Source organism: Micromonospora sp. DT53, assembly GCF_049841535.1.
Lineage (GTDB): Bacteria > Actinomycetota > Actinomycetes > Mycobacteriales > Micromonosporaceae > Micromonospora.
Genome location: NZ_JBNCKM010000001.1, coordinates 1,004,709 through 1,019,562, shown reverse-complemented (window position 1 = coordinate 1,019,562; position 14,854 = coordinate 1,004,709). Strand labels below are relative to the sequence as shown.

7 protein-coding genes are annotated in these 14,854 nt (G+C 66.0%); 5 read left to right on the top strand and 2 right to left on the bottom strand.

The window, feature by feature from the left end; all coding sequences use genetic code 11:
- Positions 1-20 precede the first annotated feature (20 nt).
- From ACLQ3B_RS04700 to ACLQ3B_RS04680, 5 genes are all read left to right on the top strand, one after another.
- The gene (locus ACLQ3B_RS04700) at positions 21-1,001 is read left to right on the top strand and encodes an AAA family ATPase (protein WP_425777625.1); all 981 of its coding nucleotides are present in this window, start codon (positions 21-23) and stop codon (positions 999-1,001) included.
- A gap of 41 nt (positions 1,002-1,042) precedes the next feature.
- Positions 1,043-4,777, top strand: coding sequence for an SAV_2336 N-terminal domain-related protein (locus ACLQ3B_RS04695; protein WP_425777623.1), 3,735 nt, complete (start codon positions 1,043-1,045; stop codon positions 4,775-4,777).
- A 132-nt stretch (positions 4,778-4,909) separates the two neighbouring features.
- A complete protein-coding gene (locus ACLQ3B_RS04690) occupies positions 4,910-5,488 on the top strand; it encodes a class I SAM-dependent methyltransferase family protein (RefSeq protein ID WP_425777621.1) in 579 nt (192 codons plus the stop codon).
- An 889-nt stretch (positions 5,489-6,377) separates the two neighbouring features.
- Complete coding sequence (locus ACLQ3B_RS04685) at positions 6,378-6,623, top strand: DUF7003 family protein (protein ID WP_425777619.1); 246 nt, start codon at positions 6,378-6,380, stop codon at positions 6,621-6,623.
- Between the two features lie 61 nt (positions 6,624-6,684).
- On the top strand, positions 6,685-6,918 hold the full coding sequence (locus ACLQ3B_RS04680) for a DUF7003 family protein (RefSeq protein WP_425778054.1): 234 nt from the start codon (positions 6,685-6,687) through the stop codon (positions 6,916-6,918).
- Positions 6,919-7,258: 340 nt separating this feature from the next.
- Here ACLQ3B_RS04680 and ACLQ3B_RS04675 read toward each other — a convergent pair whose 3' ends face one another.
- Together ACLQ3B_RS04675 and ACLQ3B_RS04670 are read right to left on the bottom strand one after the other, a co-directional pair.
- Positions 7,259-7,732: a DUF4265 domain-containing protein gene (locus ACLQ3B_RS04675; RefSeq protein ID WP_425777617.1), complete on the bottom strand. Its 474-nt coding sequence runs from the start codon at positions 7,730-7,732 to the stop codon at positions 7,259-7,261.
- A 168-nt stretch (positions 7,733-7,900) separates the two neighbouring features.
- Positions 7,901-14,746, bottom strand: coding sequence for an RHS repeat-associated core domain-containing protein (locus tag ACLQ3B_RS04670; protein ID WP_425777615.1), 6,846 nt, complete (start codon positions 14,744-14,746; stop codon positions 7,901-7,903).
- Positions 14,747-14,854 lie beyond the last annotated feature (108 nt).

The following is a 14,854-nucleotide window of genomic DNA, read 5'->3' as shown; positions in this document are numbered from 1 at the left end:
TCGTTACCGAGGAGTCGCCCATGAATGCGCAGATCTACACCGGCAGCGCGACACCCCATGACGGCATCGACCGGCTGCCGAAAGCGCCGCCGTGGCGCACCTTCGACGGCACGCCGGATGCCTGCTGGGGTGAGGACACCGCGGGCCTGCCGCCCATGCCGCCGCCGCAACAACGCCGCGGCGCCACCTACCGCGGCATCACGGCCGAGCAGATCGACGCGGTTAACGCGGCTCTGCTGCTGCGCCGGCCGCTGCTGGTAACCGGCAAGCCAGGCGTGGGTAAGTCGTCGCTGGCTTACGCAGTCGCCTACGAACTGCAACTCGGTCCAGTGCTGCACTGGCCGATAGTCAGCCGGAGCACGGTACGGGACGGCCTCTACGACTACGACGCCATCGGCCGGGTTCAGGATGCCGCCATGGGAGCCGGCGCGGACGTCGCCGACTACCTGCGGCTCGGGCCGCTCGGGACTGCCCTGTTGCCGCACGACCGCCCGCGCGCCCTGCTGATCGACGAAATCGACAAGAGTGAGATCGACTTTCCGAATGACCTGCTGACGATTTTCGAAGAGGGTGAATACACGGTCCCGGAACTGGCGCGCATCGCGGCAACCCGGCCCGGCATCGAGGTCGGAAGTGCCGACGTGGGCCGGAAGCCGAAAATCCAGGGCGGTCGGGTGGTCTGCGCGGCTTTTCCCTTCATTTTGCTCACTAGCAACGGAGACCGGGATTTCCCACCGGCGTTCCTGCGCCGCTGCGTTCAGCTGCACCTGCGCGAGCCGTCCGAGGAGCAGCTGATTCAGATCGTACGGGCGCATTTCGGCGATGACGCCGTCATCCTGGACGAGTTGGTCGAGGCGTTCCTTGCCGCAGGCGAGCGGGGCGAAGTGGCCACCGATCAGCTGTTGAACGCGGTGTACATGGTCGGCCGCTATGGCACCGGCGACAGCGAGGGTCGCAAGCGGGTTGTCGATCTGCTACTGCAGCGCCTGGACCCGGCGTGACACGAGCAGACCTGGGCCGCGTTCTCGGGGCACTTCGAAGCGTGGGTGCTCGCGACAGCCTCGAACTTGCCGAACTGTTGTGGCTGGCCCGCCTCCGGTTCCCCGGTGACCGGCCGTCAATGCCGGGGCCGGGAGAAAGTCGGGCGGCCGAGGTATCGGCGCGCAGCGGCCCGGCACCGGTCGCCGCGCCATCGCCCGAGACGCCGCCATCCGAGCGGACGCAGGCATCAGGTGACGGCATGGGGCCGACGCACGGCGATCACGATCCGCAGCCGGCCGAAACCGCCGGCAATGACGAGTCGATCATCGTCCGGAGCCCCGCATTCTCGAACCTGCCGGCGACACTGTCCCTGATGGGCGCGCTCCGGCCGATCAACCGGCGGCGGTCCGGTCACGGCAGCTCGGTTCTAGACGAAGACGCCACCGCGCGGCACCGCGCCGACTCTGGTTTCTGGTGGCCCGTGCTGCGCCCGGCCGACCGGCGCTGGCTGGACCTACTGATCGTCTCCGACCAGAGCCGCTCGATGATTCTCTGGCAACCGCTCGCTGGCGAGCTGCGCACTCTGCTCCAACGGTCTGGTCTGTTCCGCACCGTTCGGCACCGCTATCTGCACGCCCGAGGTGACCGGCTCGTCGTCAGCGCCGACGCCGAGGGTCACCGGCCGGTCAGCCGGTTCGCCAGCTCGGACCCGGTGGCCCCTTGCGCCGTCGTCGTGATCACCGACGCGGTCGACCCGTCCTGGCGGACCCCGGCGGCCGGGACTTTGCTTCGTCAGTGGTCGGACGAAGCACCGACAGTAATTCTGCAGCCACTTCCGCAACGCCTGTGGAAACGTACGGCACTTGCGGTCGAGGTAGGGCAGCTGACCCCGGCCACGGCGGCCGCGCCCAACCGCGCGATGACCATCGACGGCCATGCGGTTAGCGGCGCGGCCGCCGTGCCGATCTTCCACGTCGGCGCAGACTGGCTCAGCGATTGGGCGGCGTTTCTGGCCGGCCGGGCCATCCCGCAGGCTGCCGTTGTTCCGCTCAGCGACAGCTGGGCCGTCGAGGGGCTGAACCCGGATCCGAGGGAAAACGACGGTGATCCGGTCGGTCGCTTCCTCGCGACCGCGTCCCCGGTGGCCGCACGGCTCGCGGCCCGGCTCGCCGCGGTCGGGCCCCTCACCGTGCCGGTAATGAACTATGTGCGCCGGACCACGATGCCGGGCGCCGGCCTGGAGCACCTGGCCGAGGTCCTCCTAAGTGGGCTGATGCGACCGGTGGCGCTGTTGGGACAGCCAGGCCCGGAAGAGACCGAATTCGAATTCCGGCCGAGCATTGGGGCCCGGCTGATGGACGGCCTCCGGCAGAGTCAGATCGCGCACGTAATCGATACGGTCTACGACGCCTATCTCCGCCAGGATCTCGGGCCGGGGCCCGACGAGAACGGCCGACCCGCGCGGTACGGCCGGCCGCTGCGCCTGCGGACCGGGCCATTGATCGAGGCGACCCGGCGCACGCGCGGCCATCTCGAATCGGCACGGCGGGCCAACTCGCGAGATCGCCACGGCCGAGGGACCGCCTGGCCGGAACCGCCACGGCTGTCGCCGGAGGATCCGGTCGACGCGATGCGCCGTGTGATCGCGCGCGACGACCTGCTCCGCGTGTCGATCGAAGCCGAGACGGCGCTCGCAGTCGTCCTTCAGCGCGCCGAGTCAGGCCGCCCGAGCATGGAGGACAACCCGTTCCAAGTGGCCCTCGAAATCCACCTGCGAGCGGCGGCGAACGACAAGCGCTGGCACACGCGAGCCCGAGCCTTGGACGCCGCCGCCGCCATCGTGCAGTTCTGCTCCCTCTTCTTCATTTTGCTCGAAAGCCCGGTGGACGTCTCCGAGCTACGTGCCCGGAGCCTGCGAGAAATTGGTGACCCGCCAGACATCAAGGACCTGACCCTCGGGGTGATCCTGCGCTACCGGGCTGCTCGTGATCTTCGGATAGCGGGTCGGCTGCGTGACGCCGCCGACATGGTGGGCAATGGCAACTGGACTGCCGGGACCGGTGCCGACGCCTACGCCGATTACCTGGCTTTCGAACGCATAGCGACCTCGATCGCAGCTGGCACGGTCGGGAGGGCCGATACGCTGATTTTCGGGGATATGCCCCGGAGCGGCCGACCTTCCCTCGCCCGGCATCGAATACATCTCGCCCAGGCACTCGTGGCCTGGGCACAGGAGGATCGGGAGGCTACGGGCCGCCACCTCGACCGCGCTCAATCAACGGTGGAAGCGTCACCGGGCGACGACGACTCGAGCCTGATTGAGCGCCTGTCCGTGACATTGGCAGCGGCCGAACAGCTGGTCCTCGGTGACTCAAACGACGAGCGCACCGACGCCGTCCGGCTCGGAGAGAGTGCCCTCGCTTTGCTCGGCCGACTCCGTCGGGAGCATGCCGTCGTCATCGGCTCGACGCGCGCGCCGCTGACATTGGCGATCGAGCGAATTCACGGTGATCTCGCGTTGCTGGCCGCCCGGCTACCGGGCGACCGGGCGGCGGCCCTGGGCCTCCTGACCTCGCTTGCCGCCAAGGACAGCCTCACCGAAGGCCGCATACGCGTCGACAGCAAGCCGATGGGCGGCCGAGTGGCAGCGATCGTCGAGGAGATCCAGGATGTGGAGTTCGCGGCGTCGGACGCGGGCCACGAACGGCGCGACCAGCTCCGGTTTGAGCTCGAACAGGCGGTTTCGCCGATGCTGGCCGACATGGTCCTTCCGTTTCCTCCGAGCTTGGATCGGCTCACCGATGCGATCGGGTCACGCTACGCCCTCGACTACGTCGCACTGCACGACACAATGGGCGCCACCCGGAGCTGGTTCCGGGCGATCCTGCGCCCGGGTGGTCACGCGACCTTCGAGCATTTTCCTGAGCCATCCAACGACTGGAGCGCCGAACATCGCGCTGACAAAGATCTCGCGGGGCGGCTGGACGCTGCTGCTCTTCTGCCGGACGGCTTACTCCAGCGCTTGAGCGAGCTCGACCGGACGCGGCCGTTGCAACTTCTGATCTCTCCGTTCGGTGGCCTGCAGACCGTGCCGTGGCCGGCTCTCGCTATCGACCGGAACGGCACCCGGCTCATCGAACGGGCTGCGCTTGCATTTAGCCCCTCACTAACCTCCATCATCGAGCCGGACGCGCCTGCCGTCGCCGGAGAGGCTCTGATCCACCTCGTCGGGCGCAACGAAGGCGGCGTCAACGTAAATGCCGAGCGTGCGGCCTGGGGCTTGCCCCACGGGCGGGCCTCGGTCCCGCTGTTCCGTTGCCCCATCAGCTCAACCGCCATGCCGGAACCAATCAATCGGCGCCTGCGTGAGGTGCTGGCCAGCCGATCCGCAGCGTGGGGGTTCGCCCACATCGCCTGCAATGCAGCGGGCCGCGGCATCGACCAGACTTTGCATCTCGGCGGCGACAACATCGTCGCGGCCGAGGCGATGGGCATGCACTGGCCGTCGTCCGTTCTACTCGCCACCGACGGGCCGGGATGGTCGCCCGATCACCCGCACGACCTTCCCGCAGGGCAGGCCGTGTCGATGCTCGTCGGCGGCGCGCGATGCGTCGTCGCGGCCGTCGGCACGCCCACCGATAATGGGGCAGGGCGGCTCGCGGCTCACATCGTCCGCCAAGTCCGCTACCAGACGACAAATCTCGTAGATGCATTGCGCCGCGCACAACTCGACGCCCTTGACAAGGGCGTGCCGCGCCCTGCCGACTGGGCGGTGTTCATGGCATTCGTGCGCTGACCGCGGACGAGATGCCGCAATACCGTTGTCGGCGGCAGCTCCGCGCGCCTGAAGCTGGGGCACAGCAGAGCGAACCGGTGGCAGCATGGCTTCGTAAACTGGCACCTGCCCTACGACGACGACACATCGCCGTTGTCGCGGAGGCTTCGGCTCGTTCAGCAGCACATCAACGACTGGCTTGACCAACGGCCGGACTCCTCGCTCCGGATCGTCAGCGTGTGCGCGGGACAAGGGCATGACCTCATCGGCGCCCTTGCGCCGCGGTCGGACGCCGACCGGGTATGCGCAGAGCTGATCGAGTTCGACCCTCGCAACGTGGCCGCCGCCCGAATGGGCATCGCCACCGCTGGACTCAACGGGATCACCGCCACCCAGGCCGATGCCGGCGACTTCGCCGCGTACCGCACGGCCGCCCCCGCCGATATGGTCGTTCTCACCGGGGTGCTATGCAATATCAGCGACGGCGACGTGCGAGTAACCATCGACGCCTTGCTGCCGCTATGCGCATCTGACGCGACGGTGATCTGGACCAGGACCCGCCGCGGTCCCGACCTCACCCCGGCGATACGCGGCTGGTTCGCCGACGCCGGCTTCGCCGAGGAGGCATTCCACGCACCACCTGACGTGCTGTTCTCTGTCGGCGCTCATCGGTTCCACGGACAACCTCAGCAGGCACCACCCAACGGCAGAATCTTCACTTTTGCCGCGTGAGTAGCCGATCGCGATGGCCTCTGTCGCCGTGAGGTGATCACAGAGCACTGCCCTGTCGTTCGGAGCCGCACTCAGTACGGCATGAGCGGAGACCGCCCTACCGACCACAGAAGGTGCCACCGCAGAATCCTTCGGACTCGCCGAAGAGGTCACCAGCTTGAAGTGCCTGCTCAGGGCGTTGCACGTGGGATCGGCGTCTCGAATGACGGAACCGCAGCGGACTCCACCGAGCTCACCCGCAACGCTCTACATCGATCCACAGCGCACCTACAGGGACGGCGTTAGGCGACCCGAGACGCTGGCCGGCGCCGGCCGTCCTGGGAGCAGCGCACTTGACCACTTCGCCACTCACTGGGAGGTCATGGCGCACCGCTCGATCGCATCACCGCAGGTCAAAGCCTTCGCCTCTGTCCGGTGTCGGTGAACACTTTGGTCGCGGCGACCTCTTCGCCAGCCTGCTCCCAGTTGCAAGGCCAGGCCAACCATCGGCTCCTTACCGCCTTGACCTGCGCAGACCCCCTCCCAGGTGACATAGAGTGCCGTCAACTGCTCCCCCGAACTGCGGAGCACTCCGCGGGAAACAGGACGCCGCACCAACTCTGACCTGCGGCAACGTAGAGCCGCAGGCAGGGGTGGGTGCAGTTGAGCGCCGTTCGGCGCCGTTGGACGCAGTTCAAGGCTGTTCAGGGCACCCTGCTGCTCCCAACCTGCTCCCCCAAGCGGACTCGCACCGGGCCGCCGGCGGCCGATCGAGTGCTTCGTCGGCACCAGCGCTGGCTCCCGCAGCCGCATCGGTCGATCGTGGCGCACACTCAAAGTCGCCGCGCCTGGTCAACGGCAGATGCGCCCATCGATCGGGGTGGAGACCGCGTGGATACACTGCAAGGCCATGCGCTCCGCCGAGATTCTCGACCAGCTCGACACCGCGGCCGCCGATTTCATGTTTCCTGACCTATGCCACGGCTACTACTACGCGGTCGATGCCCGACTTCACGCCTACCGCGAGGGGCAACGGTGGGCGCTCATCGTGGAAGCATTGGGATACTCCCCCAGGGCCGGCAACCTCATCGACGTCCTACACGTGTTGGGCAACTGTCTAACCGGATTGTGGTGCGAGGCCGGCGGATCACGGTAGCCGCCGAGCGGGGTGAGGAACTGGTCGACGTGCTCCGCCGTCTCGTCCCGACCACCGGGAGCTGCTCCTGGCCGACGAAGTCGAGCTGCGACAGCGCATCCCGCCCGACATCCCCGAGATCATGCGGCTGGATCAGTGGCACCACCCAGACCTTCTCCAAGACACACTTCCCAGTCAGTCAATGACCTTCCACCAGCTCGCCGACGTGCTGACGACAGGAGACGTGGGACAATACACGCCAGACATGCCGCCCAACACGCACTGGTCCAACTGGCCAGAGTCCGGGAACTTGTAGCCCAGGGCCGATCGCCGCACCGACAGCGTCAGAAGAGGGCGCCGACGGGGCATCGGACTCATCAGATCGACCGTTTTCCGACACTGCCTGAGGCCAAACTGGACGCTTCTCCATTCATACACCTGTGGATCCCGTGAGCCCGCTCTCGCTGCCAACAGGGCGACCTGCCCATCTCCTGATAGGGATCTCGGCACGCAGAGGTCATCTCGGACGTACAGAGCGCAGCGACCGCGCAGAGGCGTTCGCCAGCGAGGCCGCGATCGAAGCGGCCAGCGAAGCCCTCTATTACGCATCATCGCTGCGGACAGGCCGAATCCACATAGGTGGTGGAACGCGGGTGTCACCGGAAGGGTTCAACATCAGCCCACTCCCAGTTCGCGCCAGCTTTCTCCTCCTCGAGAACCACCCCAAGCAACCCATCGACGTCCGCATCGGCTGGGACGTCCACTGCGATGTGGCGGTCGCCGCTCCACTCAAAGAGCAAGCCCGCGTCCCGAGCGGCAGTCTCGATCCTCTGGCGTCCGGTCGCCAAGTGCCCTTGGTCCGGAGCTAGGAGGACTCGTAGCACCCTCGCCCCGGAGGGCTCAGCAATTTCGACCACAAGCGAGCCATCCGGAGTTGCCCGGACCACATCTCGAAGCGCTAAACCGTAGATGCGGAACGGGATGCAGCAGAGCTCAAAAAGCCCGTCTTTTCGTTGGCGGAGCCACACCTGCTCAAACAGGTCCGGGAACCCGAATCGCTCTAGATCCACTCTGGATATATAGTTGCTCTCACTTCTGAGGGCGGGCGAGTCATGAGTAATAAATTTCATGACGACCTTTCCTCCGGCATCCCGCCAGCGGAATCATAATCTGCACCAGGGTCTATAGCCGTCAACGGACCTGCCTCCTAAGAAGATCGAGCCACTAAATGGCGGGAACCTGGCCAGCATGAGCGGTTGAGGCTCAGCTCGCCAGGTCCACGTCCTAATTCTAGCCGCTCACTGGCGCATCCCGGACGGCCACCAGGGTGGCGGCCATGGGCCGGTGTAGTTTGCTGGAGGATTAACGGGGGCGACCCGTGCCCCCTTGGAACTGTTGCAAGCTGTGCAGGCTGGGGTTGTGTTTGCGTCGGTTAGATCGCCGTTCCTGCTGCGTGGCTGGACATGATCGATCGATGTCGCCGAGTTTGTTCGGCAGTATGAACACAGCGGCGCAGTGCTTCCCGGCGCAGCGTTGACGCCAACATCGTAGTCCCGAAGCATCCGGGGCGGAATTCGCTGGCCAGCGCCCGGGCCGCCGCTTGAGCCGGCAGGAATTTCATAAATTGCTTCACCGCCGGGTCCGCATCCGATCGGCATATTGGTGTTATGCACAAGTACCGGAATGTTGCCGGCGAGTACATAGTAAGTGTGAATACCGCCTACTGTCAGGTTGTAGGCCAACGCGGAACGAGTCGACGCGGGGCGTACACCACCGACGGCTTGGATGGGACCATCAGGGCTTAGCACCAGGTCGCCACGGTCAAGCTGGTCGGCCTGTTGCCATTGTCGGTCCGTGTGGTTCCAGAAGGGGTGGTCTTCGGTAGTGGTGAGAACCGACCCACCTATCTCGAGGTCGATCAGTTCGTCGGGGTGTACCCAGACATGCTCAACAACCCGTGGCCCGTGATCGCCGCTTTCCGGGTCGGCAGCGATGATTTCGTCGCCGGCGTCGATCTCGTCCAGCCGTTTGGTAGTGCCGTCGGCCATCAATACCCGGGTGTCGCCGCTGAAACTCTTACAACCGCCTGCGGAAGGGGGCCGCCCACCGGCCGCGGCCCCAGCTCCACGTCCCGCGCCCGCCGCAGCGCCGAGTGCGCCAGTCCCACCCGGAATGAGATCGTCACTGGGCAGGTTCGCGGCAAGGAAGTCGATGTACGGGTTGTAGAGGTCTTCAATCCACTGTTGGCACCCGCCAGGGCGGCCCATCTCGTGACAGATATTCATGGCGAGGGCACGTTCGTCATTGGCCTGCAACTCAGCGTTGGAGAACAACTCTCGTCCGAACCATGCGCCGCGCTGTTCATTCCACCGGCGGGTGAATTCCTCCAGCGGTACGGTCTTGGGTACGCGGATGGTGCGAGCGAGGACCCGGACGTCGTTTTGCTTGACGGGTACGGTTCCCGTGTTTCCGCTGCTCAGACCCCACGCTTCGTTCTCGGGGGTGCCGCAGCCTCCGGGACAGCCGGTGGTGGGGCTGTAGCCGTAGCAGTCGAATTCGGCGCAGTCTGCCGGGATCAGTCCGCTCGGGTCGCTGGAGGTGACTGGCGAGTTGTTGGCGTAGGCGTAACCGTTCCACTGTTGCGGATCCGTCAGGTCTTGCAGGGGGTCGAGTGAGACGAAGCGGCCCGTGGCGGGGTCGTAGTTGCGCGCGCCGACTTGGGTCAGGCCGGTGTTGGTGTTGAGTGGCTGGTTGAGAAAGCCGCGGTTGTCCGGGGCGGTGACGGTGGCTCCACGCGGGTTGCCGTAGGGGGTGTACTGGCGCCACGTCGGGACTTGGGCGGTGTTGTTGAGGTAGAGGCTCGGCGTGCCCTGGTGGTCGGGGAGCATGTAGCTGTAGTTGGTGCCGGCCCCTGTACGCACGGCGGTTGCGCCATTGGGCAGCGGGTAGTACCGCACGCCGGTGAGGGTCTGCGTGCTGGTGTTGAGGGTGATCTGCTGGTTTGGGAGGTACAGAGTGGTTTTCCCGGGATCCTTTTGGATCATCAGGTTGCCGTCGGCGCCGTACAGGAACGAGCTGTTGCCGGCGGTACCGCCGGTGACGGCGGTCAGCTCCCCGGTGTTGTCCCAGGTAAGTGTTTGGCTGCCCTGGCCCGCGCTGCGCGTGACCATGTTGCCTGATTGGTCGTAGCTGTAGGCGGTGGTGCCAGTCAGGCCGCCGGTGGTGGTGGTGCTGGTCAGTGTGTGGGGCTGCTTCTTGCCGTTGCCGTTGTAGGCGTAATCGGTGGTGGTGTCGGTGCCGCCGCTGGTGGAGTACTGCTTCTGGCTCTTGCGGTTGCCCAGCGAGTCCAGGGTCCACTCGGTCCAGTAGGCGCTGGTGGAACCGATTCCACTGCCGATCATCGAGCGGTTGCCGGTGCTCGGCTTGGTCGCGCAGCCGTCTTTAGCTGTCCAGGCGGATGTCATTCGGCGCAGCGAGTCGTAGGAGTAGCACTGGGTTTCCGCGGCTGCGGTGGGATCGTAGCGGCTCTCGACCTGCTTGATGATGTTCCCGAACAGGTCGTACTCGTAGTTCCTCTGGCCGATGTCCTTGGTGGTGGTCGTCGTCTTGGTGATCTTTTGCTGCTTCAGTCGGCTGGTGTGCTCGTCGTAGACGTTGAGGAGCGTCGCCTGGCTGTTGCTTGCGTTGATTCCGCCGCCGGTGGCCCGGCCCCAGGCGTCGTAGTAGGTCGAGTTGCCGTAGGCCCCCAGAAGGCTCCCGACCGTGTTGGGCAACTCCAAGGCGCTGGTGTAGCCGTAGGTGACCGTCTCGGAAGGGAGGCCGCCCTTGGCCTCGTAGGTGTTGCTGTACGGCTTGCCGGTTACGGCCAGGTACTTGTGGTTGAAGGTATAGGTGTTGGCGAGCAGTACCCCGTCGGCGGCGGGGATCGTGATCGCCTCTCCGGTGGAGGCGCCGAATGCGGTGAACCCCTTGTACTGGGTGACGTAGGCGGCGCCCTGGCGGTGGGCGGTGACCGTGGTCAACTTGCCGACGGGGTTTTCCATGTTCTCGACCGCGGAGTTGTCGTTGTCGTACACCCACGACGCGAGCCGGTTGGCTGATGACTGAGCGGAGGCGGCGGCTGCGTAGCTGCCGGTCTTCCGGTTGATCTTGTCGTAGGTGTACGAGACGGTCTTGAGACGGGCGTCGGTGGCTTCGGTGACGTTGCCGGCCGCGTCGTACTTGGTGCTGCTGGTTCCGGCAATCGGATCTGTCTTGCTGATCACCCGGCCGAGCAGGTCGAATTGGCTGCTCCACGGGTTGCTGTCGGCGTCGGTGAGGCTCGACTGGTTGCCGTGCTCGTCGTAGCCGTAACTGGTCACGACGGTGGTCCCGCCGGTGAGGTAGTAGGTGCCCGTGAAGGCGTTCGCCGGGCGGTTCAGAGTTGGCGCCGAGGTGTACTGGAGCAGCTTCTCGGTGCGACCCATCGGGTCGGTGATGGTGGCGGTGGTGGTGCCGCCGGCCGGTGGGATGACTGTGGTCCGATCGCCGTTGTAAACGGTCCTGGTGGAGGAGACGACCTGGTTGTCGCGGGCGTCTTCGGTCAGGGTGATCCGACCCGCGCCGTCGTAGGTGTTGAAGGTCTGGTTGTAGACCGTCTTCTTAAGGTCGGTGGCGGAGACCGGGGCGGTGCCGGGGTTATTCGCGGCATCCCACCAGCCGTTGTAGGTGGCGCGAACCCAGCCCCGGCTGTCGTAGAAGTTGTCGGTGATGAGACGGCCCGCGGTCGGGCTGGTCGCCTGCGTCTGACGGACCCGCAGCTGGGCGTCGTAGATGACCGTGGACGTGGCATAACCGCCGATGTTGTTCAACGTCTCGGTCGTCGTCGCGGTCGGCCCGGTCTTTTGCACGGTGTAGGTGTAGCGCTGGTGGGGCGGGTTGCTGGTGGCACGGCCTGCCGCCCAGACCGCCTTGACACGACCGAGCGCGTCGAACTGTCGACGAGTCGACACCAGGTTCGAGTCGGTGGCGACGGTGGTCAGGTTACGCATCGGCGTGAGGGTCGACGACGATGTGTGGCCTTCGGCATTGGTGGTGGAGACGCCGGTGGTAAGGCCGACGGTGTTGTCCGTATAGGTGGTGGTGGTCTTGTGGCCGTTCGCGTCGTAGAACGCGGTGGCTCGGCCGTGGGCGTCGAATTCGGCGCGGTCGGTGGTCTGGTAGACGTAGGCGCCGGAGACGTAGTCCGACGCCTTGCGGACCATGGTCACGTTGCCCGTGTCCGGTGCGGTGGTCTGCGGGAAGGCGGTGGCGAAGCTTGTGTCGTCGTAGTAGGTCCGCAGGTGCGAGACGACCTGCGCTGGCCGGTTGACGGTGCCCGGCGCGGTGAGGGTGTTGATGCTGCCCGGCTCGGAGGCGGGTGATCCCTGGGTGAAGCCGCCGCAGGCCACCGACACGGTCTCGACCTGACTGATCAGCCCGGTGATGTTCTTGGTTGCGTTCCCGGGCGCGTACGAGGTGGTGGTGCACCGGTCGTACGCCGGGTTGGCTGGCACGGTGTGGTCGTAAGAGTGCTTGAGCAGACCGAAGGTCGGCGAGTCGACCGACGTGTCGTAGGCCTTGTCGGATTGGCTGTAGCGCCACGTGGTGGCGCCGGTGGTGGTGACTGCCTGGCGGGTCCAGGTCTGGATCGGCGCCATCTTGTTGGCCGTCAACGCGGAAAGGCCCGTGCGGTCCCGCGTCGCGCTCGCCTCGGACACCCAGTAGGAGGTGACCGCGGATGTCTCCACCGGCCCCCCGTCGCCACGGTACGTGGTGGTCTCCAACTCCCGACCGGCGAGTTGGTCAACGTCCTCGTGGACTCCTCCGGCGGAATCGGTGACGTTGACGACAGTGCTGTTGTTGTTCTTCGACATGCCGCGGTAGTAGGTGGACGTCGACAGCGTGTACGGGTCGTTGACCCCATCACCGTTGCGGGTCTCGACCTTGCCGTAGCCACGGAACTGGCCGTAGGTGCGGTACTTGGCCTTGACCACCTCATTGTCGTCATAGCGCCACGCGGCACCATTGAGGTACTTGTAATTCGTCGACGTGATTCGGGCTCCACCGGTTGGGTCGGTGGCCGTGACGCGGGTGACGGCGTACTTGTGGAACCAGTCGCGCAGCGGGTCGGTCAGGCCTTCGGGGGTCCAATACACGGGGTAGCAGGACTTGGTGTTCGAGGCCGGACTGACGCTGACGGGCGCGGTGCAGGGTTCCGGCAGCTCGTAGCTGGCGGTGATGACCGAGCCGGTTTCGGTGGTCACGGTCTCGACGCGCTGCCGGAAGAACGAGGGCAGGCCACCCAAGGTGTCGACCCGGTTGGGGAGCTTGACACTGGTGAACGACACCGAAGGCAGGCTGATCGAGGCAGCCGACCCGCCGGAGGTGAGGTCATGGCCGGTGCGGGTGATGGAACTCAGCCAGAGGGTCGGGGCGGTGACGTCGAGGGTGGGCGGGATCGTGTGGGCCAGCGCGTATGAGTCCACTGGCAGATATTTGCTGGTGGCGGTGTCGTACTGCTGGGTCTGAATGGAGCTGAGGCGAACGGTGGAGAAGAAGGACGGGCTCCAGGACTTGCAGTCGGTGCCCTCATCGCAGATCAGGTCGAACGGCACGTCGGGCCAATTGGCCTTGTTGGTGGCGTTCAAGGGCTGACAGGTACCCGAGAGGCATCGGTCACCGGTGTTGAACACAACCTGGTTCGGCACGGTGCCGAAGGCGTTGTTGTCGGCGAAGCCGTAGTCGATGCGCGTGAGCCAACTGTCGCGGATGTAAGGGACGTCGGTGGTGCCCTCGTTACGGCCGTAGTAGTTGGTTTCCTGCTTGTAGTAGTAGGCCATGGCGTTGCCGTGGACATCCTTGACGTAGTCAAGGTTCCACCGATAGGCCATGGTGCACACTGACGAGGCGAAACCCGCGGAGTCGTAGCAGGGGTCGCCGTCGTGCGGCGAGTAGACCGGGGTGTAGTCCACCGACTTGGTTTCCGGTTTGTCGGCGACCCAACCGGGCAGCCGGTTGCGGCCGAACTCGTACGTCGTACCGTCGGGCTCCGTGATCCGCCAGTAGTCGGTGTTGTACGTACCGCTGCCATTGTTCGAGTTGGTCACCTGGGTGACGACCGAGCCGTTGTCGTTCCGCAGCTTCCACGTCTTCTTGCCGGCATCCCAGATCATTGACGTCGACGAGCCGTTCAGCGACAGCGTCAGGATGGGTCCGGTGTAGCAGCGATCGAAGGTTTCCTTTGGCGAGGCGCTGCCACCCGGCTCGTCCTCGCAGGAGACGAAGGTTTGCTCGACGTAGTTGCGGGGGGTTGACCAGCCGTCGCCCACCCAGGACGCCTGAGCGCTGGTGGCGGAGGTCTGCCCGTCGACGGCACTCGAGTCATATGACAGGGCCAATTGCGGTGCGAGCTTCGAGCGGCTCGGCGGGACCGTCAACGGGTAGGAGTAGCTGAAGGACCCGGTGCTGCCGCCGGCGTTCCACGAACCGGACGGCTTCAGATCCGTTGCCGCGTAGGTGCCGCCGGCACCACCCTCGTCACCAGCGCCGGCCACCGCCGCCATAACAAAGGGGGCAGAGCTCGCCGAGCCGGCCTGCCCCGACGCGGGACTGACCGGGAGTTCTGCCGAAACCGTCTTCGCCGCGGCGTCGTTGGTCGCGGCCAACGGCTCCACGGTGCGGCACTGTGCCAGCTTCGGGGTCGTCAGTGCACAGGCGGGCAATCGGACCAGCTTGAGCCGGAGGCCGTAGTTGCCGCCGTAAGCCTCAGCGAAGTCGGCGTAGTCGACGCCGACCCGCACCGATGCGTCAGTGGCCGCCGTCGAGACTGGCGTCGCCGACGATGCGACGCTGACCAGTACGCCGTCTATGCCAACGGATTCGGCCAGCGCGCGGTCGAGCACTCGTACGTCGACGTGTGTCGGGCCGTCGTAGGCGGCGCCTGGTTTGGTTACCGGCTGCACCCAGACCGGGGTGCCCGCAGCGTGGGTCTTGACCGGCGCCGAGGAACGGGTGCCGGCGGCGAACAGGTCGACCTTGGCGACGGCCGCCTTCGGCCAGGTGGTGCGCGTGGGCCGGTAGTTACCCTTCGCCGCGTCGCGTGGGGTCACGAACGTGCTGGGCAAGGGCTTGACACCCTTGACCGACCTGCCCGGTGACGGCACCGGTGGCCGGGCGGGACCACCCGGGTTCGCCGCCGCCGGCGTACCCACCAGTGTTCCCGCAGCGACCGC